The organism is Streptococcus sp. ZY171113, from assembly GCF_057748235.1.
In genome coordinates, this window is sequence record NZ_CM173243.1 from 190,170 (window position 1) to 214,501 (window position 24,332).

General features: G+C 50.9%; 23 protein-coding genes, 1 other RNA gene and 1 pseudogene. 16 read left to right on the forward strand and 9 right to left on the reverse strand.

Features of this window, described 5'->3' with window-relative positions; all coding sequences use genetic code 11:
* The first annotated feature begins 77 nt into the window (after window positions 1-77).
* From lpdA to AC3ARB_RS00965, 4 genes are all read left to right on the forward strand, one after another.
* Window positions 78-1,829, forward strand: a complete 1,752-nt coding sequence (lpdA, locus tag AC3ARB_RS00950; protein ID WP_488320723.1) for a dihydrolipoyl dehydrogenase — start codon at window positions 78-80, stop codon at window positions 1,827-1,829.
* Window positions 1,830-2,199: 370 nt separating this feature from the next.
* Window positions 2,200-3,096: an ATP-binding cassette domain-containing protein gene (locus AC3ARB_RS00955; protein WP_488320724.1), complete on the forward strand. Its 897-nt coding sequence runs from the start codon at window positions 2,200-2,202 to the stop codon at window positions 3,094-3,096.
* A 9-nt stretch (window positions 3,097-3,105) separates the two neighbouring features.
* Window positions 3,106-4,311, forward strand: coding sequence for a hypothetical protein (locus AC3ARB_RS00960; protein ID WP_488320725.1), 1,206 nt, complete (start codon window positions 3,106-3,108; stop codon window positions 4,309-4,311).
* The gene (locus AC3ARB_RS00965; protein ID WP_488320726.1) at window positions 4,304-5,353 is read left to right on the forward strand and encodes a hypothetical protein; all 1,050 of its coding nucleotides are present in this window, start codon (window positions 4,304-4,306) and stop codon (window positions 5,351-5,353) included. Before AC3ARB_RS00960 ends, AC3ARB_RS00965 begins: the two co-directional genes overlap by 8 nt.
* A 44-nt stretch (window positions 5,354-5,397) precedes the next feature.
* Here AC3ARB_RS00965 and AC3ARB_RS00970 read toward each other — a convergent pair whose 3' ends face one another.
* Window positions 5,398-5,994 (reverse strand): hypothetical protein, encoded by a 597-nt coding sequence (locus tag AC3ARB_RS00970; protein ID WP_488320727.1) that lies wholly within the window; start codon window positions 5,992-5,994, stop codon window positions 5,398-5,400.
* Window positions 5,995-6,132: 138 nt separating this feature from the next.
* Between AC3ARB_RS00970 and AC3ARB_RS00975 the strand changes: the two genes are divergently transcribed.
* The 3 genes from AC3ARB_RS00975 to ffs all read left to right on the forward strand — a co-directional run bounded on the left by AC3ARB_RS00975 (window position 6,133) and on the right by ffs (window position 7,536).
* Window positions 6,133-6,912, forward strand: a complete 780-nt coding sequence (locus AC3ARB_RS00975) for an MBL fold metallo-hydrolase (protein WP_488320728.1) — start codon at window positions 6,133-6,135, stop codon at window positions 6,910-6,912.
* Window positions 6,909-7,412 carry a tRNA adenosine(34) deaminase TadA gene (tadA, locus tag AC3ARB_RS00980; protein WP_488320729.1) on the forward strand — a complete coding sequence of 168 codons (504 nt, stop codon included), beginning with the start codon at window positions 6,909-6,911 and terminating at the stop codon, window positions 7,410-7,412. Before AC3ARB_RS00975 ends, tadA begins: the two co-directional genes overlap by 4 nt.
* A gap of 27 nt (window positions 7,413-7,439) precedes the next feature.
* An RNA gene (gene ffs / locus AC3ARB_RS00985) (signal recognition particle sRNA small type) lies at window positions 7,440-7,536 on the forward strand.
* A gap of 487 nt (window positions 7,537-8,023) precedes the next feature.
* Here the strand turns inward: ffs and AC3ARB_RS00990 are convergent.
* Window positions 8,024-8,344 (reverse strand): hypothetical protein, encoded by a 321-nt coding sequence (locus tag AC3ARB_RS00990; protein ID WP_488320730.1) that lies wholly within the window; start codon window positions 8,342-8,344, stop codon window positions 8,024-8,026.
* Between the two features lie 14 nt (window positions 8,345-8,358).
* Window positions 8,359-8,973, reverse strand: coding sequence for a peptide deformylase (gene def, locus AC3ARB_RS00995; RefSeq protein ID WP_488320731.1), 615 nt, complete (start codon window positions 8,971-8,973; stop codon window positions 8,359-8,361).
* Window positions 8,974-9,159: 186 nt separating this feature from the next.
* Here def and AC3ARB_RS01000 point away from each other — a divergent pair, with 186 nt between their 5' ends.
* Entirely contained in the window at window positions 9,160-10,467 is a 1,308-nt protein-coding gene (locus AC3ARB_RS01000; protein ID WP_488320732.1) for a uracil-xanthine permease family protein, read from the forward strand.
* A gap of 97 nt (window positions 10,468-10,564) precedes the next feature.
* Here AC3ARB_RS01000 and AC3ARB_RS01005 read toward each other — a convergent pair whose 3' ends face one another.
* Window positions 10,565-11,317: a hypothetical protein gene (locus AC3ARB_RS01005; protein ID WP_488320733.1), complete on the reverse strand. Its 753-nt coding sequence runs from the start codon at window positions 11,315-11,317 to the stop codon at window positions 10,565-10,567.
* A 7-nt stretch (window positions 11,318-11,324) separates the two neighbouring features.
* Window positions 11,325-11,789 (reverse strand): annotated as a pseudogene (locus tag AC3ARB_RS01010) (cupin domain-containing protein); the annotation flags it as partial.
* 264 nt (window positions 11,790-12,053) lie between these two features.
* Between AC3ARB_RS01010 and AC3ARB_RS01015 the strand changes: the two are divergent.
* The 3 genes from AC3ARB_RS01015 to AC3ARB_RS01025 all read left to right on the forward strand — a co-directional run bounded on the left by AC3ARB_RS01015 (window position 12,054) and on the right by AC3ARB_RS01025 (window position 13,852).
* Window positions 12,054-13,013: an acyltransferase family protein gene (locus tag AC3ARB_RS01015; RefSeq protein ID WP_488320734.1), complete on the forward strand. Its 960-nt coding sequence runs from the start codon at window positions 12,054-12,056 to the stop codon at window positions 13,011-13,013.
* 173 nt (window positions 13,014-13,186) lie between these two features.
* Window positions 13,187-13,456, forward strand: a complete 270-nt coding sequence (gene rpsO, locus AC3ARB_RS01020) for a 30S ribosomal protein S15 (RefSeq protein ID WP_018164109.1) — start codon at window positions 13,187-13,189, stop codon at window positions 13,454-13,456.
* A 279-nt stretch (window positions 13,457-13,735) separates the two neighbouring features.
* Complete coding sequence (locus AC3ARB_RS01025; protein WP_488320735.1) at window positions 13,736-13,852, forward strand: putative metal homeostasis protein; 117 nt, start codon at window positions 13,736-13,738, stop codon at window positions 13,850-13,852.
* An 85-nt stretch (window positions 13,853-13,937) separates the two neighbouring features.
* Here AC3ARB_RS01025 and gshAB read toward each other — a convergent pair whose 3' ends face one another.
* The 4 genes from gshAB to AC3ARB_RS01045 all read right to left on the reverse strand — a co-directional run bounded on the left by gshAB (window position 13,938) and on the right by AC3ARB_RS01045 (window position 18,894).
* On the reverse strand, window positions 13,938-16,190 hold the full coding sequence (gshAB, locus tag AC3ARB_RS01030; protein ID WP_488320736.1) for a bifunctional glutamate--cysteine ligase GshA/glutathione synthetase GshB: 2,253 nt from the start codon (window positions 16,188-16,190) through the stop codon (window positions 13,938-13,940).
* Window positions 16,191-16,355: 165 nt separating this feature from the next.
* On the reverse strand, window positions 16,356-16,613 hold the full coding sequence (locus tag AC3ARB_RS01035) for a chorismate mutase (RefSeq protein ID WP_488320737.1): 258 nt from the start codon (window positions 16,611-16,613) through the stop codon (window positions 16,356-16,358).
* 109 nt (window positions 16,614-16,722) lie between these two features.
* A complete protein-coding gene (locus AC3ARB_RS01040) occupies window positions 16,723-17,964 on the reverse strand; it encodes a peptidase U32 family protein (RefSeq protein ID WP_488320738.1) in 1,242 nt (413 codons plus the stop codon).
* A 9-nt stretch (window positions 17,965-17,973) separates the two neighbouring features.
* Window positions 17,974-18,894 carry a peptidase U32 family protein gene (locus AC3ARB_RS01045; RefSeq protein WP_488320739.1) on the reverse strand — a complete coding sequence of 307 codons (921 nt, stop codon included), beginning with the start codon at window positions 18,892-18,894 and terminating at the stop codon, window positions 17,974-17,976.
* Between the two features lie 260 nt (window positions 18,895-19,154).
* Between AC3ARB_RS01045 and AC3ARB_RS01050 the strand changes: the two genes are divergently transcribed.
* The 5 genes from AC3ARB_RS01050 (at window position 19,155) to aroC (ending at window position 24,259) form a co-directional block, all read left to right on the forward strand.
* Window positions 19,155-20,183: a 3-deoxy-7-phosphoheptulonate synthase gene (locus AC3ARB_RS01050; RefSeq protein ID WP_488320740.1), complete on the forward strand. Its 1,029-nt coding sequence runs from the start codon at window positions 19,155-19,157 to the stop codon at window positions 20,181-20,183.
* Between the two features lie 277 nt (window positions 20,184-20,460).
* Window positions 20,461-21,138 (forward strand): type I 3-dehydroquinate dehydratase, encoded by a 678-nt coding sequence (gene aroD, locus AC3ARB_RS01055; RefSeq protein WP_488320741.1) that lies wholly within the window; start codon window positions 20,461-20,463, stop codon window positions 21,136-21,138.
* Window positions 21,128-21,997, forward strand: a complete 870-nt coding sequence (locus AC3ARB_RS01060) for a shikimate dehydrogenase (protein WP_488320742.1) — start codon at window positions 21,128-21,130, stop codon at window positions 21,995-21,997. Before aroD ends, AC3ARB_RS01060 begins: the two co-directional genes overlap by 11 nt.
* Window position 21,998: 1 nt before the next feature.
* The gene (aroB, locus tag AC3ARB_RS01065; RefSeq protein WP_488320743.1) at window positions 21,999-23,060 is read left to right on the forward strand and encodes a 3-dehydroquinate synthase; all 1,062 of its coding nucleotides are present in this window, start codon (window positions 21,999-22,001) and stop codon (window positions 23,058-23,060) included.
* A 32-nt stretch (window positions 23,061-23,092) separates the two neighbouring features.
* A complete protein-coding gene (aroC, locus tag AC3ARB_RS01070) occupies window positions 23,093-24,259 on the forward strand; it encodes a chorismate synthase (RefSeq protein WP_488320744.1) in 1,167 nt (388 codons plus the stop codon).
* Window positions 24,260-24,332 lie beyond the last annotated feature (73 nt).

Sequence of the window (24,332 nt, forward strand, 5' to 3'; positions counted from 1 at the left end):
CACTATAAAGCTGTGCAGACTACCCACTCGGGCTGGTCTGCTCGGCTATTTTCAAAAAACTATAAAAGGAGATAATCATGGCAGTAGAAGTCATTATGCCTAAACTCGGTGTTGACATGCAAGAAGGTGAAATCATCGAGTGGAAAAAACAAGTCGGCGATGTGGTTAAGGAGGGCGATGTGCTCTTGGAAATCATGTCAGATAAGACCAACATGGAACTTGAAGCTGAAGATTCAGGTGTGCTCTTGAAAATCGTTCGTGGTAACGGGGAAACTGTTCCTGTAACAGAAGTTATCGCCTATATCGGTGCTGAAGGCGAAGTGATTGCTGAAGGTGCTGCGCCAGCAGCGGCTCAAGCAGAAGCTGACCTTAAAGCGGCTGGTCTTGAAGTGCCAGCAGCTCCAGCGGCGGCTCCAGCAGCTCCTAAGGCTGAATTGGCAGCTGACGAGTACGACATCATCGTTGTTGGTGGTGGTCCTGCTGGTTACTACGCTGCTATCCGTGGTGCGCAACTTGGTGGTAAAATCGCCATCGTTGAGAAATCTGAGTTCGGTGGTACCTGCTTGAACGTGGGCTGTATCCCAACTAAGACCTACCTCAAGAACGCTGAAATCCTTGACGGTTTGAAAATCGCGGCTGGCCGTGGTATCAACTTGGCATCAACCAACTACACCATTGACATGGATAAGACGGTTGACTTCAAGAACAGCGTTGTTAAGACCCTGACTGGTGGTGTTCAAGGTCTCTTGAAAGCCAACAAGGTAACCATCTTCAACGGTCTTGGTCAAGTTAACCCTGATAAGACGGTGACCATCGGTTCACAAACCATCAAGGGTCGTTCAATCATCCTTGCAACTGGTTCAAAAGTATCTCGCATCAACATCCCAGGTATCGATTCTAAGCTTGTTTTGACATCTGACGATATCCTTGACCTGCGTGAAATGCCTAAGTCACTCGCTGTCATGGGCGGTGGTGTTGTCGGCGTGGAACTTGGTCTGGTTTGGGCATCTTACGGTGTTGAAGTAACCGTTATCGAGATGGCTGACCGCATCATCCCAGGTATGGACCGCGAAATCTCACTCGAGCTTCAAAAAGTCCTTTCTAAGAAGGGCATGAAGTTCTTGACATCTGTTGGTGTTGAGGAAATCGTTGAAGCCAACAACCAATTGACCATCAAACTCAACAACGGTGAGTCTGTGGTTGCTGAGAAAGCCCTCTTGTCTATCGGTCGTGTGCCACAAATGGCTGGTCTTGAGAACCTTAACCTTGAACTCGACCGTGGTCGTATCAAGGTGAATGCTTACCAAGAAACCTCAATCCCAGGCATCTACGCTCCTGGTGATGTGAACGGTACTAAGATGTTGGCTCACGCTGCGTACCGTATGGGTGAAGTAGCTGCTGAGAACGCCATGAATGGTAACCACCACAAGGCTAAACTCGACTTCACACCAGCTGCGGTTTACACCCACCCTGAAATCGCTATGGTTGGTTTGACAGAAGAGCAAGCCATCGAGAAATACGGTAAAGACAACATCATTATCGGTCGCAACAGCTTTACGGGTAACGGCCGTGCCATCGCTTCAAGCGAAGCTCACGGTTTCGTTAAGGTTATCGCTGACAAGAAATACCATGAAATCCTTGGTGTTCACATCATCGGCCCAATCGCTGCTGACATGATCAACGAAGCAGCAACCATCATGGAAGCTGAATTGACCATCGACGATGTGGCTGCGTCTATCCACGGTCACCCAACCTTCTCTGAGGTGATGTACGAAGCCTTCCTTGATGTGCTTGGAGTGGCTATCCACAACCCACCAAAACGCAAATAATAGACAAAAACAGAGTTTGGGCAGACGTCCCAAGCTCTGTTTTTCAATAGGCAGGGGGCTCTTTGTGTAGGACAGGAGGTCGCTGTGCTAAGGGTGACGGCAACCTCCTGCCCTTATCACGATTTATGGCGTTTCTATGTTGATGATTTGGACTTGAAACGTCGCCCTGCTGTTGACCAAAGTGATTAGCAAGGCTCAGTTACTGTTTTTGAATTGACTTGACGAGCGTTTTGGCCCCACCAAGGCGACTTTTCTTGGTTAAGGCTCGGCACTTTGTTGGCGTTTTCCTTTTTGCTTGACACGGTGGGGGAGGTAGTATAATATAATGGTTATAATAAGTTAGCTCTGCTGATGGCAAGGAGGCGTGACGATGGTTCATTTACAGATTGAAGACTTGTCATTTTCTTATAAGGACAAGGTGATTTTTGACCGCATCAATTTATCGGTGACTTCCCCGGGGATTATTGGCTTGGTCGCTCCAAACGGGACTGGTAAATCAACCTTTGTTAATATTTTGGATGGTAGCTTGCCGGGATTTTCTGGAAGCATTACCTATCAAGGCGTGACCTTGGGGTCAAAGGCCTATAAAAAGCAGTTCCAAGCGGACCTGTTGCGGATGCCTGACCAGTTTGACCTGTTTGGTGAATTAACGGGGCGTGCTCATTTGAAACTCTACCATGGCTTGGCGAAATCTCCAAAACCTCTTGCTGAGGTCATTGACCGTTTACAGATGGGGGCTTATGTTGATAAAAAAGTAGCGTCTTATTCTCTGGGCATGCGGCAGCGGTTAGCCTTTGCCATGTCCTTGGTGGCCAATCCAACTGTTTTTCTATTGGATGAAATCATGAACTCGCTGGACCCGATGAATGTTCAGCTGATTTCCGATGTTTTGTTGGAATTGGTTGCTGAGGGAAAGGTTATTTTCCTGGTTTCTCATATTTTGGATAATTTGGAGTTTTTGTCAGAGCGGATCATCTTTTTGAGGGATCAAAAAATTATCCTGGAATACGCTCCAAAATCCTTGCCGACCCAGGACCTTACTTTTGAATTTGCTAAAGGGGTCACTGAAGAGGCCAAACAAGCTTTTCTAGCCAGCGTATGGCCGAGCTGTGTGGCCCGTGATGGTAGCTTTGCTATTGACCAAGAGCTAACAAACGAGGAGTTACGGGGTCTTTTGGCGCTTTTTTTGAATCAGTTGGCCCTGTTTAGACGGATTCATTTGGGGCCAAAGTCCTGTCAGGTTTTTTATCGGGAGCTTTATCTCTAGGAGGTGTCGATGATTGCTTATTTTTTGAAGCGTTTGGTCAAGCATCAGGCTTATGGGATTAAGTGGTTGGTCTTGCTCTTTCTGGGAGCTTTTCTGCTTTACGGGGCTTGGACAGATACGGCGTCATTTTTGGAGGACCTGGAGTGGTCTCACTACCAAGAGTCCCTGCTTTACCGAGAGCAGTTGGCTTTTTCTCAGAAAGCCTATGCGGAGACGGAAGATTTAACGACTTATGAGAAGTTGGTTTTTCAGCAGAATCTAACGATTTTTAGTTCTGGTGTAGAGGGCTATGAGGCTTTTCAGGCAGGTGATTATGCTGCTAGTGTTGGTCATGAGTTGAAACGGATCCGAACGACAGCTGAGGCCTACAAGATTGGTAATGGGGCTATTCCGCCAGGAGGAGGCTATTTCGTTAGTACGGTCAAGCAGTATGATCATTTTGTGACCTTAAGGGAGGCCTATTATCGGGAGTTGTTGCGGCACCCAGAAGAAATCGGCAAGGAAGAGGCCCTTAATCTCTCGGCCTTGGATTTGTTTTTACACCTGACAGGCTATTGGAAGGCTAAGGCGGCGGACTGGCTTAACTTGAATAGCTACCTGTTTTTGGTGCCTCTGCTGTTTTCGGTTGGGCTGGTAACAAGGGATCGTAAGGTTGCTTTACTTTACAGGAGGATGGGCTACTCTAATCGGACCTATACCAGAGACCTGTTTTTGGCCAATTGGTGCCATGCCTTTCTGTGCCAGCTTGTCCTGTGCTTAGGGGTCTTTTTGCCTCTCGGTTTCAGGTTTGGCTTTGGTAATCCCTTAGTCCGTTTGGGGTTTATTTGGAATGGTCAGTTGGTGGACTTGCCCTTTTGGACTGCCATGGCCAGTTATGTTGGTTTGGTCTTGATTTTGGATGCGTTGTTGATTTTGCTGGCCCTCTTGGTTGAGCTGGTTTTAGAGGAATTATCAGCGATTGCAGTAACAGCAGTGGTCTTGTTGGCTGGGCTGCGTCTGGCCTTTTTGAGGAGTGATTACTTGGGTAAGTCCTATAACCCCTTTTACTATTTGGACAGTTTTCGTGCGTTGAATGGCTGGGTCAATCTCACACGCCAGGGGCTCAACCTGTCCTTTGACCGTTTCTTGATTGGGGCAGGAGTTGTTGGTGGCGGTGTGCTAGTCCTGCTTGTTCTGGTCTTGTTGGTGAAAGAAAGGAGAGGTGCTTATGTCTAAACTGACGAGCTTGTGGCTCTGGTGTCGGGGCATCGTTCTTGTCCCCTTATTGGCTCTCTTGGTCAGTCTGTCTGTGTTTCTCGTCCCTTATTCGCCGAAAGAGTGGCTTTCTTTCTCTGATGATTTAGAGGTTTTAGAGACCAAGTTGATAGAGCATGGAGCCTTCTCTCAAGAATTGGAGGGCTGGTTCAAGGAAGTCTATGAAATTGAACGCAAAGAAGGTGTGGCGATTCTGATGAACAAGGACCAGGGAGAATTGGCCGATTTGCTGGCTAGCAAATACGAGACCTTACGAGCCATTGAAGAGCAACTCATCCCGTTTGACCTGTCCTTAAAGGGCCTGTCAGACTTAAAACGGAATGCTATTTTGGTGGGATATGCTCAGGAACACGGCTTTGATTTGTTTGTCCAGGAGTCAGCTTTTGGTTATTTGAGCCGTTTACTCAACCTGTTACAATATGGCGGGGTGATGTGGTGCTTTCTCATTGCCTTTATCAGTCAACTGTATCGGCGACGACAGCAAGAGTCTCTGGCCCGCTGGTCCTTTAACACCTCTTGGCACCGCTGGCTGGTGTCCTGTCTTTACGGGCTTGTGACCTACCTCCTACCGACTGCTCTGGTGCTTGTTGTCTTTCTGGCTTATGGCCTTTCTCAGAAACTTAATCCGCTGGCCTTCCCAATTATTCTTGGCGGAGAGCAGGGCTTCGAGGCTGTTTCCGTGTCCAGTTTTTTGTTGCCTTTGCTGACTTATCAGCTCATTGGGCTGGCTGTGATGCACCAATTGAGCCGTTTTCTGGTTTTGCTGAATGGGGACTGGACCTTGATTCTCCTGAGTTTTGCAACAGGCTGGTTGCCTCTTGTCCTTCCGATTCGGGAATTGATTTGGTCGCCTTTTCATGTGATTCACTCCTTTGCCAGTTTTTCTGCCCTTGACCATCGGCTGCCTTGGCAAGGGGCAAGCCTTGCTCTGGGGAGTTACTTTATCTTGCTGAGTTTGGGCATTGCTGGCTTGAAAAAGTGGCGGCGATTGCCTTATCTCTAATCAAGCAGCCTCCACGGTGTCGTGGAGGCTGTTTTGGTGTGTGGTTAGGCTTGTTCGATATGTCCAACAGTTTTTGGCTCTACTGCGGGAGCTTTTTTCCCGAAGAAGTAGCTCGCAAAGGCTAGGCCAGTCAAGGCGTAGACGGCCACCATGAAAGGCAGGTTGTTGCGGATATCGGTAATGAGTTGGACGTGGATAAAGGTCAGGCCAGTAGCCAGGGCGTTGAGGCGGTTGCCCCAGGTCAGGAGGTGGGCAGGTGCCGTCAGAGCAGGCAGGTAATTAACCCGGGCGTAGGTCAGGCTATAACATGCCACGGAAGCCAGAGCCACCAGAGCCAAGTTGCCAGTCAGGCTGGTCCAATCTGTCGCTGGGCTGAGGTTGGCGTGGGACAAGCCCAGGGGCAGGGCCCCTATCAGGAGCGACCCTTGGGCCAGGCCAGCCGCTGTCTTGTCTAGGATTTCTTGCTGACCAGCTAGGAATAGAGCCCCCAGCATCCAAACGTAGGCGAAGATGCCCGTGGTCAGAGCAAAGAGCTTGTCGCTAGGGTAACCGCCCAGGCTGAGGGTTCCGAGCAAGAGCAGGGGTAGACCGATGAGCAGGCCCAACCAAATCAGGCCAGAGCGGTAGTTTTTGAGTGTCATGAGTAGTCCTCCATAGGTGATTTCTTCTATTATAGCTTAATTTGAGGGGCCTTGTAACCCCTTTCGGCCATTTGATAGCCGTTCTTGTTTACACTTCGCTTTCGTGCTATAATAAAGCAAAACCTCAAGGAGAAGGACATGAAACTACACACACTAGGCTCATGGGGGGGCTACCCCCACGCTGGGGCTGGTACGACCAGCTTCCTCTTGACTGGCCAGGATGGCTTTACCTTGCTCATTGACTGCGGCAGCCAGGCCCTCAACGAGCTGGAAACCGTTCACTCGCCCCTGGACCTCGACGCCGTCATCATCAGCCACTACCACCCTGACCATGTGGCTGACCTAGGCGTGCTCCGCCACTACCGTCAGCTCTACCCCAGGGACGCCTGGACGCCTCGGGTCCTGCCTATTTACTGCCACGCCGAGGACGCCCACGAGTTCGCCAAACTGACCGTTCCCGATGTCAGCACCGGCATCGCTTACGCCCCCGACCAAACCCTTACGGTTGGCCCCTTTGCCATCACTTTCATCAAAACCGTTCATCCTGTGGTTTGTTACGCTATGCAAATAGCCGAGCAGGCAACTGGTCAGGTTCTGGTTTTCACGGGTGATACAGGCTACTTTGAGGGCCTGGCTGACTTTACCAGCGGAGCGGATTTGTTCTTGGCGGATGTCTATTTCTACGAAGGCAAGGAAAATCACCCCGCCCACCTGACCAGCAAGGAGGCAGGTCTCATTGCCAAAGAAGCTGGGGTGAAAAAGCTGGTTCTGACCCACCTGCCCCAGTTCCCAGAGCCTCACATCCCAGCTGAAAATCACCTAGAAACCCTCCGTCAGCAGGCTGAACACTGGGCAGACGGCATTTCTGTTGACCTGGCCCAGCCTCACAAGGCTTGGGACTTGGGTGATTTGGCATGACCCAGTACACAGCAGAAGAAAAGGTCTATTTTATGGGACAGGCCTTGTTAGAGGCTGAAAAGTCCTTGGCCAAGGCAGAAATTCCCATCGGGTGCGTGATTGTCAAGGACGGTCAGATTATCGGCCGAGGCCACAATGCCAGAGAAGAACTTAACCAGGCCATCATGCATGCGGAAATCATGGCCATCAATGAGGCCAATCAGGCAGTCGGTAACTGGCGGCTGCTGGACTGCACCCTTTTCGTGACCATCGAGCCTTGCGTCATGTGCAGCGGAGCCATTGGGCTTGCCCGAATCCCGCAGGTTATCTATGGGGCCCAGAACCCCAAGTTTGGGGCGGCGGGAAGCCTCTATGAGATTTTGACTGATGAACGGCTCAACCATCGGGTTGAGGTGGAAATCGGGGTTTGTCAGGAGGCCTGTGCGGCCATCATGCAGGCCTTCTTCCGTCAGGGGCGGGAGCGGAAAAAAGCCCAAAAAGAGCAAGAAAAGGCCATCTAGGCCTTGCAAAATCCTGAAAATATGGTAGAATAAAAGTGGAGCAAGGTTCTTGCGTGAAGCGGGTCAGGGGAGGAATCCAGCAGCCCTAAGCGATCTAGAGCTTGTGCTCTTTTTTTTGTTATCTTTTGACAAACCCAGCCTAGTATGGGATAATGAAGGTGTAAAATGATTTCTGTTCATCCATTGGGCAGAAAAGCCCCCTGCTCACTTCCACATCAGCAGGGGGCTTTTTGGCACTATCAGTCCTCGTCGTCTAGCCATTTTTCAACGACTAGGAGGATTAGAACCTGTATTCACATCTCAGCAGTCACTGGACTGGCTAGTCTTAGCTCACTCTTTGTCACATTTTTTTGCAATACAGGCAGTATTTCTGCAAAAATGTTTCTCGATTGCACCAAAACTAGCCTAGTCAATCAACTCCTTTGATTGTGAATACAGGTTCTTAAACCGACCACAAGTGGTCCGATGATAGTTGTAAAAATGATTTCTTCCACGGGCAAACTCACCACCAATCTATGGCGGTTTAGCTAGTGGCAATCTGATTATACCACAAAAGAAACCATTCCCCCACCTGGCAACAGGTGGGGGAATGGTTTTGTGGGGAGGTACTACTATTCCTCAATAAGGTAGTTTGACCAAAAGCAGTCTAACATTTTTTGGAACAGGTTATCGCTGAAATCTTCTATGTCAGGGATTTTTTCTTGCAAGGTTGGCCGCCAAAAGGCCAGGTCATCTTTGGTATGTTGGTCGGCAAATTTGTTAATTGTCAGGATTATTTTATCTCTGTCCGAGAGGCTAATTCCCATTTCCAAGCAAAAGAGGCTGGCAGATTTGACCTCATCTCCATAGAGTTCCGTTAGTGCGGAACGTAATAACTGGTTTGTTTCGTAGACTTGCTCGAGCGTTAACTGATAATCTTTTTCTGATAACATTGCGGTTACCTATTCTAATCCAAAAGCACCAAATCTTCCGGCTGGTCAAACGGGTTGGTTTTGTTAATCCGGTCGTAGAAGAAGATGCCGTTGAGGTGGTCGATTTCGTGTTGGACGACGATGGCGTTGAAGCCCTTGAGCTTGATGCGTTGGGCTTGGCCGTTTTTATCAGTGTAGTCCACGGTGATGCGGCTGTGGCGGGGCACATAGCCCTCAACTGGGCGGTCAACGGACAGGCAGCCCTCGCCGTCTGCCAGAGCGGTCTGTTGGACCGAGTGGGCCACGATTTTAGGGTTGAACATGATGACTTCCAGGGCGTAGGCCTCCCGTGGTGGGTTGCCCTCCTCGTCTTCTGGGTTGGGGACCAGAGCCGCGATGAGGCGTTTTGAGATGGCCAATTGCGGAGCAGCCAAGCCGACACCTGCCCGCAAGCCTAGTTTCTCGTTCATGACAGGGTCTTGGGAGTGCTTGAGGAACTGGAGCATCTTTTCGCCCAGGATGATGTCCTCATCAGACAGAGGGAAGTCAACAGGCTCTGCGGTTTCCCGTAGGATGGGGTTGTCTTCGCGGATAATATCGGTCATATCAATCAAGTGGCTGGCACGAATAATCTTTTCTTGGGGTGTCATGGGGTTCTCCTTTTTTCTTCTACTATACCATAAAATGACAAACAATTAAAGTCTGGGCTTGCTAGCTAACCACAACTTAAATCTGAACGTTTTTTGGCAAACGACTCAAAAATATTTCATAATTACTTGATTAACCACGTATTTTTTGTTATAATAAAGCTCTATTCCATCAGAAAGAGGTTTATCATGTCACAAAAACCAACCCATCACGCCGATGATTTGCTTTATGGCTTAGAGGACAAGCCTAGCCTGCCAGAAACCATTTTGCTGGCCCTCCAACATATCCTGGCTGCCTTTGCGGGCATCGTGGCCGTGCCCCTAGTTATCGGTTCAGCTCTGCAATTTTCCGCCCAAGAAACAGCCCTCATGGTTAGTGCCACTGTTTTTGCGTCCGGTCTGACCACCATTCTCCAGTCCAAAGGGGTCGGCCCAGTCGGTTCTCGGGTGGCCAATATGATGGGGACGGACTTTACCTTTGTGAACCCATCCATTGCGGTCGGGGCCAAGTTTGGGGTGGCCGGTATCGTGGCGGCGACCATCACGGGTGCCTTGGCAGAGATTATCCTCAGCCGCTTCATCAAGCCCCTCATGCGGTTTTTCCCGCCCCTCATCATCGGGATTGTGGTTTCCTTGATTGGTGTCACTCTCCTGCCAGTCAGCATTGACTGGGTGGCTGGTGGTTTTGGGTCTCCAGACTACGGTTCCCTCAAGAACCTAGGTGTGGCCTTTACTGTTTTGGCCTTCACCCTCTTCCTCAGCCACTTTGGTAAGGGCATGTGGAAGACGGCTGCTGTTTTTGTCGGCATGGTCTTTGGTTATGCCATCTCCATCCCTCTGGGCTTGGTGGACTTGACCCCTGTTAAGGAAGCCAGTTGGGTGGCCTTCCCCAATGTTCTTCGCTACGGGTTTACTTTTGATTTGGCTTCAACCCTATCCTTTGTTCCAGCTTATATCGTGTCCAGCATTGGCACGGTTGGTGTGGTCATGGCCATTGGTGAAGCCTCACGCACCAAGGTCAGCAGCGAGCGGATTTCCGCTGGTGTTCTGGCTGACGGTCTGGGCTCTATGGTTTCTGGCCTCTTCGGTGCTGGTCCTAACACCGCCTTTTCGCAAAACGTGGGCCTGATTACCCTGACCAAGGTGGCCAGCCGTCACGTCATGGTGGTTGCCGGTTTGATTTTGGCGGTTTTGGGCCTCTTCCCCAAACTGTCTGCCCTGATTTCGGTCATGCCTAGTCCAGTTTTGGGTGGGGTTGGGGTTATCATGTTCGGTCTGGTGGCTGCTCAAGGCCTCAAGACCCTGGGGCAAATTGATTTGGGTGACCGTGAGCTCCTCATCATTTCAGTGGCTTTTGCCCTTGGTATCGGCGTAACCGTCCGTCCTAATCTTTTGGACCAATTGCCAGAGGCGGTTCGCATGATTTTCTCTTCAGGCATTTCCGCAGGAACCCTGGTGGCCCTCTTGCTCAATGTCATCTTGCCTGAGAAAAAATAAGTCCTTATCGCTTAACAGTTAAAGCAACGGTGATGCTACCGTTGCTTTTTTGTGTTTTTCTGCCCATTGAGACGGTTGTCCTCAAAGACAACAACCATCAGAAAGCCGTCCAGTTAAAGCTGGCCGGGTCCAGGGCCATGCGGCCCCCATCAAACTGATTGACATGTTCTGGATCGGCCAGCTCTCTTTGATTAAAATCTGTCTGCCCAATCACCCAATGGCCGCTATTATCAGGGGCCAGCTGGTAGAGGTAGGCGGTGCCTTGACCGTTACCAGAGCTCCACTCGTCCCACTCCACCGTGCCGTCATGGTAGATGGTGAAACTCTCCCGCCTGCCGCCGCCACCTGCCACATAGGAGCGAGCTAGGTAGGTCGGCACCCCGTTTTGCAGGTAGTAGATGGCCGCCAGATGCAGGTAACCCTCCCCAATCTGAGCGGTAATCAGCTCGGCCGTCCCATTGCCGTCTATATCCACAAAGGCATAGTGGGTGCCCCGACCAGGCGTGGGATCAGTTGCGACTAGATGAAGGGTGGTCGCATAGAGTTCCTCGTTGCTCGGCGGTTGGTTCTCAGTTTGGCTGGTTTGGGGGTCCATAGCAGAGCTGGTCTCACTCGTCGTCTGACTAGAGGCTTCCGTCTGTGAACTGGAGCTAGTAGTGCTAGGAGCAGAGCTGATTGAGGTTGTTGTGCTTGAGCTAGCCTTAGTAGCCTTAGTCGAGCTGACCTTGCTGGAGCTACTAACTCTTGTTGAGCTGGTGCTGTTGGCCGTCTCATGCTTGTTGGTTTTGGTCTGGCAGGCCGTCAAGAGGGCCAGGCAGCAGGTCAGGGTCAGTAGGCTTATCTTTTTCATCTTCATCTCCTTTGGTCAGGCGGGTGATGATGGCTGCATGGTCAGGGTAGGTTTCCAGCAAGTCAGCTCGGTCAAAGAGCTCAAAATCTTCGTATTCAAACCCAGGGGAGACCATACAGGACACCAGGGCAAAACCGCCCGGCTCCTCAACCGTTGAGCCGAAGATGGTGCCCTTGGGTACGCAGTATTGCAAGACCTGACCAGCAGCTAAATCATGCCCCAACTGGGCGGTGGTGTAGGTTCCGTCTGGGTCAATCATGTGGACGGTCAAAGCTTGCCCAGCATGGAAGTACCAGATTTCATCAGCGGTTAAGCGGTGAAAACGGGACGGGTTGTCTGCGGTCAGTAAAAAATAAATGCTGGTGTAGAGCTTGCGGTGGTCCTTAAAGTCGTCACCAGCCTTGTAAACCTGGCGGTAGTAGCCGCCCTCAACATGGGGAATGAGGCCTAATTGGTCGATTAATTCTTGCATATTGTTTCTATACTCAATCACAATCACCATCAGACTAATGTATCCATCCAAGGCTGTCTGTCACAGCGACGTGATGGTAGCTGCTGGGATGGTCAATGTGTTGTCGCTCCTTATCTTGTTTGGTTTTAGTATATCAGTTCCAACCTCTTCTGTACAGTTTTTCCAAAAAATGATAAAATGGAACGGAAACTATCGTGAGGAGAACCGAGATGACTAGAGGTGTTCGTCAATCCAAATTTGAAATACTTCGCATTTTAACCACTTTTGCCATTGTTTGTTTCCATATTATTGTTCATGGAACCTTCCCTAGCCGAACATTCGGGGGGGGGGGTAAGCTTCTTTGAGCTTGTTTTTACCTCGGGGGCTACGCTTAATGCTATTTTTGTTCTGGTGACTGGCTATTTTTCGGTCTATCAAAACAAATCAACCTGGCCCAAGATAGTGGCTCTTTTAGGGCAATTGTATAGTTCCATGGTCTTTGTAGCCCTGATTTTAGTAATCTGGCGGCAGCCCTTAACCAATGAAGTGCTGGTCAAGCTAGCCTTTCCTTTTGATGATAGTGTCTGGTTTGTGGAGACTTTTCTATGGTTGTTAATGGTCATGCCCTTTTTGAACCAAACGCTCCATCAGTTGATAGGGGCGAGAAAGTGGCTCCTGATTTTGCTTGTTTTTTTGGTCGGTAGTTTAGTACCGACTTACTTCACTGTTTATCCCTTCCATCAACTGCTTTGGTTTATTGGGCTTTATTTGCTTGGGGGTGCCTATCGCCAGATGGAGGCTGTTGCCTGGCAGAAGGTGCTGATGAGCGTGTCGTTTTTGGGAATCGGTTGGTTCAGCCTCTGGTTGGTAAATGCACAACAGGAGCTGAGAGGGGTTGCATTTATGGATACCTCCTATTTTTCCTCTGTCTGTTTTGCGGTGGCTGTTGTTGTCTTGGTGGACTTGTTGCCAGATTTTTCTTGGCAGTGGGTTAATCGCTTGTCTTCTTTAACCTTGGGGATTTATATTTTTCACGATAATAATTTTATTCGTCCCTTGCTACATCAGCTGATCAATTTTGGTCAACTAGCGCTCGATGTGGAGTTTGGCGTGATGATTGGGTTTGTCTTGACCCGGGGGCTTCTTGTTTTTGTGGCAGCTGCTCTTCTTGAACTGGTAAGGAAAGGGTTGTGTGATAAAGCGATTCAAGCCCTGTCTCGTTCTTGGTTTAAGGACCTGGTCTAGTTTAGAAAAATACCTGCCCAGCTCGGCTATTGCCCCAAAAAATCGGCCATCATCTGGTTTGACAAAACCGACGGGGCGTGGTAGAATAAAGAGGTCTTTATGACAATAACCTCTTCTTGGTTCTGGGGCCGCCATCCCAGTACTCAGTTGGAGGAGAAAAAAGGAGAAAAAACATGGCAATCTCAAAAGAGAAAAAGAACGAAATCATCGCTCAATACGCTCGTCACGAAGGTGACACTGGTTCAGTTGAAGTGCAAGTCGCTGTTTTGACTTGGGAAATCAACCACCTCAACGACCACATCAAGCAACACAAAAAAGACCACGCTACTTACCGCGGTTTGATGAAGAAAATCGGTCACCGTCGTAACCTTTTGGCTTACTTGCGTCGTACCGATGTTAACCGCTACCGTGAGTTGATCGCGTCACTCGGTCTGCGTCGTTAATTTTTTCGCTAAAACTGTTGTTGACGTCGTTAAGGCGGTTTGCCGTACCCTAAGTACAGCCCGCACCGCCTTGCCTAGCCAACAGTCAGGTTTATCTGAAAAAATCAAAAGTCTTCCAAATTTGGAGGACTTTTTTGTTTTCCTAAGGGCCGAGATGGGCAAGTTTTTTGCTGCTTCTAGTTGGTTTTTGGGAGTGTTCAAAATTTGTTGTTCAATATAGTTTACCAGTTAATTAAATTGTGCTATAATCTTCTTATCCCCAAGAAAAGGAGAATGAACATGGCAGAACGCATGGATTTATCAAGTGCCTACCGCAAGCTCAAGAGCCCTAACATCAAGACCCGCAAGCGGGCCCTCAAGGTCATTCACGAGCACAAGCGGCAGAACAAAAAATAGCAGGTTTGGGCTGGGCCCAGCTTGTTACTAACGACAGGTGTTGTCACATCACAAAAAGCAAACGGTTGGCCGTTTGCTTTTTGTCTTAATGGAGTTCGGGGAAGAGCTTGGCCAGGATTTTTCCAGTCAGGGCTTGGCCTGGTCCCTGATGGCAATAGGTGTGCATGTACATGGAGGGGTTGAAATTGAGCTCGATGCAGGTGCAGTTGGGTTTGTCAGGGCGAGATGGCTGGGTGCGGTCAGGGATAATCAAATCCACCCCGCAGGCCCAGGCCCCGATAGCCGTGGCCATGTCCGCGGCTAGCTGTTTGTAGGAGTTATCCATGTCAGCCGTCATGTCGATGGAATCCCCACCGGTGGAAATATTGGAATTGCCCCGCAGGTCAGCCTTGACACCAGCAGGTAGGATGGTTTCTGGGCTGTAACCCTGTTGTTGAAGCATGAGGAGTTCGATGTCACCTAGATTGATGATTTCCAGCGGTGAACGGTGGTCCCGCCCTCGCAGGGGATTTTGGTTTTTGATGGCTACTAGTTCAGCGATGGTGTGCTTGCCGTCTCCGACCACGTTGGCGGCCACCCGTAGCAGCACGGCCTCGCAGGTGCCGTCCAGAACAAAGAAGCGGTATTCGGTGCCTGGGATAAATTCTTCCACTAGGACGGCCTGGTCTTCAGCGAAGGCGATGTCCAGGGCCTTGTCATAGGCTTCTAGGTTGGCTGGTTCATGGAAAATCGAGATGCCCAGCCCAAAGTTGGTTGACTTGGGCTTGACCACGATTGGGTGCTCGGCGATTTGCCCAAAGTAGCGGAGGGCGTCGGCTTTACTGGCGAACTCGCTCCCCGCTGGCACGGGGAAGCCCGCTTGGGCCAGGAGCTTTTTGGTCACGGTTTTGTTGGCCATGGCCAGAGGCACCACATAGTTGTCTCGTGCAGTCATGTTGCCGTTCTTGACGTACTCGATGTGGTCTTTGTGGCTGAGCTTGAGAAATTGGTCGGCCTCGTCCAAAATCTCCAGAGAGACCCCTTTCTGGATGGCGTCGAACATGAGGAGCTGGGTGGACAATTCCATGGTCTCGTAGCCCTTGAGGGCATAGGGAGCAGTCCAGAAATAGTCCCGATAGGCCTGTCCTTGTTGCTGACCGAAGGCCGTCAGAGAACCAGATTCAACCTTCTCCAAGAGTTGGCCAGCCAGGGTCTGGCTAGGGTCAGCGACAGCAGTTTTAATCTGGTCAATCAGGCCTTGGTAGCCATCGCCCAGGTCAAAATGATCAACCAGTTCTTGCATGGCCGTCAGGAGTTTCTCAACCTCAGCCTCCTCAGGCAGGCTGTCCAGAGGGTGACTGAGGGCGATGCGGTTATTGAGTTGCTCAGCTACCAACAGATCCTGGTCAATGTCTGAACTGCTGTCCAACCAAAGCAGGGCCAGGGCAAAGAGGTGGACGGTGTCTAGGGTGACTTGGCTGATGCCTAGTGGTTCGAAGGGATTGAGGTCAAAGCAGCGGAATTCCAGGTAGCTGATGCCCTTGGTCAAGAAATCACGGTTGCGTTTGCTGCCCCGCAGGCGGACGGCCGAGTAAAACTCTTTCTCAGCAGAGAGTTGGCCAGCCGCCACATAACCCTCAAGGTCAGCCACATAGCGGTCCAAACTAGCGAAGGACACCCGAATATCTGAGTGGTTAACGTAGCCATGGGTACTGTTGCGAATGGAGCGGACAGGGCCGGTCAGATCCTCCTTGAGAAAACCTGGCTCAGCCAAAGGACTAGCCCCGTAGAGGTAGGTCAACAGCCAGCGGTAACGCAGAAAATTCTGGGCCAGCTTGAGGTAGAGGTCGTTTTGGAAAGCCAACCTGTCCTCGTAGCCGCTTTGGGAAAATAGCAGAGCGGTCAAGTCTTTACCCAAGCCTAGATTGTAGTGGATGCCACTCATGGATTGGAGGCGTTTGCCGTAGCGGTGAGCCAGCCCCACCCGATAAGCGTATTCGGTCTGGTCTTCCAAGGCAGCGATGGTGATGTCGTCTTCGCTGATTTGTGGTGGCATGGACAGGGGCCAGAGGTACTCGTCCTTGGCGATGGTTCGACCAGTCACATCGCTAATGCCCCCCAGAGAACGACGGGCTTCTTTGGTGGAGCTGGCAACAGGTGTAATCAATTCCAGTTGAGCCTCGCTGTAATCAGTTTGAATGTAGGGATGGAAGGTGCGTGAGCCAAAAGCCTTGGGATGGGGTGTCTGAGCCACAGTACCTTGGTTGGTGATGCGGAGGCTCTCCCGTTCCAGGCCGAAACTGGCTTGGAGGATGGGTGCGGTTGATGGCAGGTTTTGGAGTAGGTGATTCAGGGTCATGCGTGTCCTCTTTTCTCTAATTATCCTGTTCATATTATAAAATCTTTGAGGAGGAAACTCAACTTTTTGACATGGGTTGGCGACTTTTGTTTGGATTTGCTTTGACTGAGTTCAAACAGCCTCTAAAGCTCTGCTATTTTTCAAAAGAAAAGTAGAGGTGGTCGCTTACTGCTTGCTCTGAAAGGCTCTGGACAATCGCATGATTTCGGTGTAGATGTGGGCGATGTCGTCAGCCAATTCAGGTCTGGTCAGGTAGGATTGGACCTTGCTGATGACGGCGTCTTCCCGCCCCTGATCAAGGACAGGCAGGCCCTGGGCTTTTTTGATGGCCACGATGTCCTCGACCACGGCCATCCGTTCTTCAAAGAGAGCGACCATCTGGCGGTCAATGGCATCGATTTTTTGTCGTTCTTGACTGAGCATGGGGCTTGTTCACTTTCTAAACTGATCTTGCCACTAGTATACTGCGTTCGGGTTGCGACGGCAAGCTGATTGGCGAAATGGTGCTTGCCTTCCCAAAGGCCTTCCTCATCTATTTTTGCTTTCTAATCATGTCCCATTTTTGGACGGGGTGCTTGACTCTCATCTTGCAAATCATCATGGCGTTTGGGGCCACCTCAATGGGCTCGCCGTCTTCGTTCCATAGTTCTTCCAAGGTTTGCTCGAAGTGACGCATGCCAGGCCCGTAGAACTCGATGGTCTGCCCGACCTTGAAATTGTTGCGTTGCTGGATGGTGGCGATTTGAGTGTCAGGGTCGTAATCCAAAACCTGGCCGATGAAATTGTAGGCAGGGATTTTGCGACGTGGGCCAAAGAGTTGTTTGTTTTCATCTGGAATCTCGTAGTAGAATCCTGTAGCGAGTTCCCGTTGGGCAGCCTTCCAGAGTTCGTCAATCCATTCTTGTTTGACCTCGTAGTTGTCAGGGTCTTGGCAGTAGCTGTCAACGGCTGCCCGATAGACGTTGCAGACGGTGGAAACGTAGTGAATGGATTTCATCCTGCCTTCGATTTTCAAGCTGTCCACGCCAGCATTGACCAAATCAGGAATGTTGTAAATCATGGTCATATCGACCGCACTCATGGAGAAGGGCTCGACGTCCTGGTCCTGTTCGCCCATGGTCACATGGCGTTTGGCACCGGTCGTGTCGATGTCGAAAAGGCCGTACTTCCAACGGCAGGATTGGCAGCAGCCGCCACGGTTAGCGTCCCGCTGGGCCATGTGGTTGGACAGAACGCAGCGACCGGAGTAGGAGATGCACATGGCTCCATGGATAAAGGCTTCGATTTCCACATCCACCTTGTCCTGCATCTCGACAATTTCTGCCATGCTGACCTCACGGGCCAGAACCACCCGCTCCAGCCCCTCGTCCTTCCAGAAATTGAGGTTTTCATAGTTGGCGGCAGAGGCCTGGGTGGAGAGGTGGATAGGCAGACCTGGCGCCTCGCTGGCACAGATGTCCATGAGGGCAACGTCTGATACGATGACCGCATCGACACCGATGTCCCGCAGGGTACGGAAGAAATCGCCAGCCCCTTCCTCGTCTCCCTCGTGGGTGACCATATTGGCCGCCACATAGACCTTGGCCCCCCGCTTGTGGGCAAAGGCAACCCCCTCACGAATCTCGTCGTAACCGAAGTTTCCTGCCCGACTGCGAAGCCCGTAAGCCTCGCCCCCGATAAAACAGGCGTCCGCCCCGTAGTGAATGGCGGTTTTCAATTTTTCTAGCGTGCCAGCTGGTGCCAGCACCTCAGGTTTTTTCAAACGTGTCATCATCAAACCTCCTTACTTAACAACCTTGGGATCAAAGAGATAGAAGCCCGTATCTAGCCCTCGATGGGCAGGGTGGAGCTCCCTGACCGCTCGTTCCAGCTGGTCCGCCTTGGCTTGGTGCCATTCGCCAGCTTGGATAGTCTCTTTGGCTTGGGCAAATAGCTGAGCGATTTTGACGAACTGGTCCTGAGGAGTGAAAAGCCCCTCCAACTTCCATTGGTGCACAGGCATCTCTGCCAATTCCTGCAAGTGTTGAGCCATCAGGATATCGTTATTGGCAAAGATATGGGTGCCGTTGGTGTCCTCATAAACCGAGTAGTGGGTGTCAGGCTTGTTGGGTTCGGAGAGAAAGAAGCCCCTGTCCTTGCCGACGGTTTCCGTGTCTTTGATATAGTTAAAGTAGTTCTGCAAGAGTGGCCGTTTAGACTGGTGAATACAGGTCGCTCCGTAAACCAAGCACTCAACAGGCACCTTGGCTTTCTTGGTCAGGATTTTCAGGGAGTCTCGAGGGACTTCCCGAGCGACCACCGCTGCGACTGCCCCACGGTCAGCCCAGAAATTGATTTGGCGAGAGCTCGTGACCACCACCTGGGTATCGTAGCGGTAGGGGATAAAGAGGTCAGGATTTTTCATGACCTGAACCACCCCAGGGTCCCCAGCCGTGATGGTGTCAACGCCGATAGCCCTGAGAAAGGCCAGGTAGTCTGGCACCTCAGCGATGCCGTCATTGTGGAAAATGGCGTTGACCGCCACTGAAACCTTTTTCCCGTAGCTATGAGCCAGTTTGGTCAGTTCAGCCTGTTCCTGACGGCTGAAGGAGTGGGGCAGTCGCAAGCCGAAACGGTCTTCTCCAAAGTAAAGGGTGTCAACCCCAGCCTTCAAGAGTTCCTCGGCCTGGTTCAGTGATTCGACTGTTGCAATCAGTTCAATCATTGGTTCACCTCAGAAGATATGGTTATGTCAATCCATTATAGCATATATTGAGCTAGAAATGAGATACCCTATAAAATTTTGTTAACTTTTTCACCAGTTTTTATCTTTTTGACCTCTTCTTTCTATCCCTTTCTTGAAATCAGTCCTGTCTTATGATAGAATATTAAGTGATGATTCTCACAATCAATCCTGTTTGAGGAATGGTTGGGAATAGATTAACATGAGCTAATATTGTTGAAAAAAGACGGGAGAAACCAGCTGTGGCGTTCAGACAAAAGGGGGAACCGATTGCGATTGAGACTATTCGCCAGAACTATCGCTTGTCGGGCGAGGTGCTTGCCAAAAAATCTGATCGAGATAAGGAGTTGGAGGCTATTATCAAGGGAGAGGATGACCGTATTCTGTTGGTAATCGGCCCATGTTCGTCAGATGATGAAGAAGCTGTTCTGGAATACGCCCGCCGTTTGGCCAAGTTGCAAGAGGCGGTTCAGGACAGAATCTTTATGGTTATGCGGGTCTATACGGGCAAGCCCCGCACAAAGGGGGATGGTTATAAGGGGCCGCTCCACCAGCCCAACGCCTTAGACTTGCCAGACTTGATTAAGGGGGTGCTGGCCGTTCGTAAACTCCATTATCGTGTGAACACAGAAACGGGTTTGACAACTGCTGATGAGCTGCTTTACCCGTCCAATTTAGTTTATAGTGACGATTTGGTTTCCTATTATGCGGTGGGGGCTCGCTCGGTCGAAGACCAGGAACACCGCTTCGTCGCCTCTGGCATTGATGCCCCAACGGGCATGAAAAACCCAACCTCCGGCAACCTTGAGGTCATGTGCAATGCCATTTATGTGGCCCAGTCCGCTCAAAGTTTTATTTATCAGAATGCCGAAGTGGAAACCTCTGGCAATCCCTTGGCTCACGCTATTCTGCGTGGTGGGGTTAACCTGTATGGCAAGGCTCAACCCAACTACCACTATGAGAACCTACTTGAGGTTATTGAGAAGTGCGAGACCATGGGTCTTGCCAATCCCTTCATCGTGGTTGATACCAACCATGATAATTCTGGAAAGCAGTATTTGGAGCAGGTTCGAATCGTCCGTCAGACCCTGATTAACCGCGAGTGGAATGAGAAAATCAGAACCCATGTCCGTGGTTTTATGATTGAATCCTACTTAGAAGACGATCGTCAGGACACCCCAGAGATTTTCGGCAAATCCATTACAGACCCCTGCCTGGGCTGGGACAAGACAGAAGCCCTGATTAGGGAGATGTATGACGCTCTCGGCTAAACTGCTCGCTCTAACAGGAAGCAGCTACCCTAGTTGACTCATTAGCTCCCCCTATCGTGCAAAGTGAAAAACCAATGCTTCACTAACGATAAGGGGAGTTTTGGTCTAGTCCCAACCAGGCTATCCCTTCCGTAGAAGCAGGCCTTTATGAGGCGACGTTTGAGTTGGCAGGAAGTATTTTTTCAAATTGTCAGAATATTAAGTGACTAGAATGAAAAAATATAGTAAAATGAAACCAATCAATTTGAATGTGAAAGAATAAGAAAAGGAGAGGCTGATGAAATTAGTTGTATCCATTATGCCCGGTTCCTTGGAGGAGCTGGCCCAGCTTGATTTGGCAAGTTTTGAAGGGGCAGACCTGATTGAATGGCGAGCAGATTATCTGGCCCCAGAGGACATCTTGCCCCTAGCCCCAGCTGTTTTTGAACGATTTGCTGGCAAGGACATCCTGTTTACCCTTCGGACGGTGGCAGAAGGTGGGCAGTTGGCCATTTCGGATGAGGACTATGTAGCCCTTATCCGCCACGTTAACGACCTCTACCAGCCCGCTTATCTGGATTTTGAGTATTATTCCCATCAGGCGGTTTTTGACCAGGTCACTGACTTGTCCAATCTGGTTCTGAGCTACCATAACTTTGACCGAACACCTGAAAACCTGATGGAAATGTTCTCGGAACTGACCGCCCTGGCCCCTCGTGTGGTTAAGATTGCCGTCATGCCCCAGCAGGAACAGGATGTTCTGGACCTGATGGCCTATACCCGAGGCTTCAAAACCCTCAATCCTAATCAGGACTACGCGACCATGAGCATGGGGAACTTGGGCAAGCTCTCTCGCTTGGCGGGTGATCTGGTCGGTTCGTCCTGGTCCTTTGCTAGCTTGACGGCTGCCAGCGCTCCTGGTCAGCTGAGTCTGGCTGACATGACCCACATGAGGGAGGTTCTCTATGGAGATTAACGGTCATACTAGAATGGCTGCCGTTGTTGCCAGACCCATCAAGCACAGCATCTCCCCCTTTATCCAGAATTTTGCCTTTCGAGAGCATGGCGTCAACGCCGTTTACCTGGCCTGGGACATCGCCGAGGAGGACTTGGATCAGACCCTGAACAACATCCGCCGCTACGACATGGTGGGGCTCAACATCTCCATGCCTTATAAGCAGGCGGTTCTCCCCTTTCTGGATGAGCTCAGCCCAGCGGCAACTCTGATTGGAGCGGTCAACTGCATCTCCCACGAGGACGGCAAGCTGATTGGCCACAACACTGATGGTCAGGGTTTTCTCCTGAGTTTGGAGAGGGAGCTGGGTTTCTCGGTTGCGGGCCAGGACCTGGTCATCTTGGGTGGCGGCGGTGCAGCGACAGCCATTGTCACCCAAGCAGCCTTAGACGGTGCCAAGTCCATCAGCATCTTTAGGCGGACCTCTTCTTTGGGCCATAGCAGAGCTTTGGCTCAGCAACTGACTGAGCAGACAGGGACGGTGATTGAGCTTTTGCCCCTTGAGGATAGCAAGCTCTTGGAGGAACGACTGCAAGAAGCAAGCCTCCTGGTCAATGCGACCAGCGTGGGTATGGATGGCCAGTCCTCGCCTCTGGGTGCCGAGGTCAGCTTGCCAGACGGCTTGGTTGTTGCTGACATCATCTACCAACCCTTTGAAACGCCCCTCTTAAAACGGGCTCGAAAACAAGGCCTGCCAGCCATCAATGGCCTGGGCATGCTGCTTTATCAGGCAGCCATTTCCTTTAAGATTTGGACGGGTTTGGACATGCCGACCGAGAAAATCTGGACGGCACTAGAAGAAACCTACAAGGAGAATTGATATGATTGTGCGTGTGGATTTACCCCACCACCCCTACGATATCCTCATTGAGGAGGGGAGTTTAGAGCAGGTTGGTCAGTGGGTGGCCAGTCTCTGGCAGGAGCAGAAAATTACTATTATCACTGACGACCGTGTTGGTGGTCTTTATGCTGACACGGTCAAGCACCAGCTGGAAGCGGCTGGTTTTGAGGTGGCCGTTTTTGATTTCCCTGAAGGGGAGGCCAGCAAAAATCTGACCACGGTCAACCGAGCTTACGAATTCCTGGTCAATTTTGGCATGACTAGGAGTGACGGTATCATTGCCTTGGGAGGCGGTGTGGTCGGTGATTTGGCTGGCTTTGTGGCAGCGACCTACATGCGGGGCATTCATTTCCTGCAAATTCCCACTAGCCTGACGGCCCAGGTGGATGCCTCTATCGGGGGAAAAACTGGCGTCAACACTGATTTCGCCAAGAACATGGTGGGGGTCTTTGCCCAACCAGACGGGGTCTTGATTGACCCGACCGTCCTAAAAACCCTTGGTCGCCGTGAATTGGTTGAGGGCATGGGGGAAGTCATCAAGTACGGTCTGATTTACGACCGAGAGCTTTGGCAGCTTTTGGACGGTTTGGCTGGTCCTGATGACATTCTGACCCATGCCACCACCATCATTCATCGGTCTTGCGAGACCAAACGCCACCATGTGGTGGCAGATGAGTTGGACAAGGGCATCCGCCTCTACCTCAACTTTGGTCACACCATCGGCCATGCGGTGGAAACGGTGGCTGGCTATGGTCAGGTCATGCATGGCGAGGCTGTCGCCATTGGCATGGTCCAGCTGGCTCGTGCGGCCGAACGAAAAGGCCTGATGCCAGTTGGTATCACCCAGCAAATTGAGGCCATGTGTGCCAAGTTTGGCCTGCCAACACGTTTTGCTCCTTGGCCAGTTGAGGACCTCTACGTTGCCTTAACTCACGATAAAAAAGCCCGAGGCAAGACCATCAAAACCGTTATCGTTCCTGAATTGGGGCGAGCGGCCATTAACCAAATCCCCCTAGTAGAGCTGAGAGATTATTTGGAGTGATAAGATGCTGAGAGATTATTTGGAGTGATAAGATGAGGTATTTTACAGCAGGAGAATCCCACGGACCAAGACTGACGGCCATTATCGAAGGGGTGCCAGCAGGTCTGCCCTTGACAGCAGAAAACATTAACGGTGAACTCAAGCGTCGCCAGGGCGGTTACGGTCGTGGTGGTCGCATGACAATCGAGAGTGATCAGGTGGAAATCACCTCGGGTGTCCGTCATGGCCTGACCATGGGCAGCCCCATCACCCTCAATGTGACCAACCGTGATTTCAAAAACTGGACGGAAATTATGGCGGTAGCTGATGTCGAAGATAAGATCAAAGCCCGCCGCAAGCTGACCAAGCCCCGCCCTGGTCATGCTGATTTGGTTGGTGGCATGAAGTACCGCTTTGACGACCTGCGAAATACCCTGGAGCGGTCATCGGCTCGTGAAACCACCATGCGGGTGGCAGTCGGTGCCGTTGCCAAGCGGCTCTTGGAAGAATTGGGTATAGATATTGCCAGCCATGTTGTGGTCTTTGGTGGCATTGAGGTCCAGGTTCCAGACGGTCTGACCGTCGCAGACATCAAGGAGCGGGCTGGCCAGTCTGAAGTTTCCATTGTCACTCCTGAAAAGGAGCAGGAGATTAAGGATTACATTGACCAGATTAAAAAAGAGGGGAACACCATTGGAGGAATCATCGAAACCGTGGTCGGCGGCGTTCCCGTCGGCTTGGGTTCTTATGTTCAATGGGACAGAAAACTGGATGCCAAGCTGGCTCAGGGTGTCGTCTCCATCAACGCCTTTAAGGGGGTTGAATTCGGTGTCGGCTTCAAGGCCGGTCACCTGCCAGGTAGCGAGGTCATGGACGAGATTGCCTGGAGCGAGGCGGACGGCTACACCCGCCGGTCCAACAACCTGGGCGGTTTCGAGGGAGGCATGACCAATGGCCAGCCCATCGTGGTGCGTGGAGTCATGAAACCTATTCCGACCCTCTACAAGCCCCTCATGAGTGTCGATATCGAAACCCATGAACCCTACAAGGCTAGCGTGGAGCGGTCTGACCCAACGGCTGTTCCAGCGGCTGGTGTCGTGATGGAAAATGTCGTGGCAACCGTTTTAGCGACAGAAATCCTTGCCAAGTTCTCATCAGACAACATGGAGGAGCTCAAGGAGGCTGTCGCCCGCCACAATGATTACATCAGACATTTTTAGGGTAAGGTCAAGCCTGAAAAAATAGAAATGTGCAGTCATTAGCTAGGATTAGTTAGGAAACAACCTAGTCTAG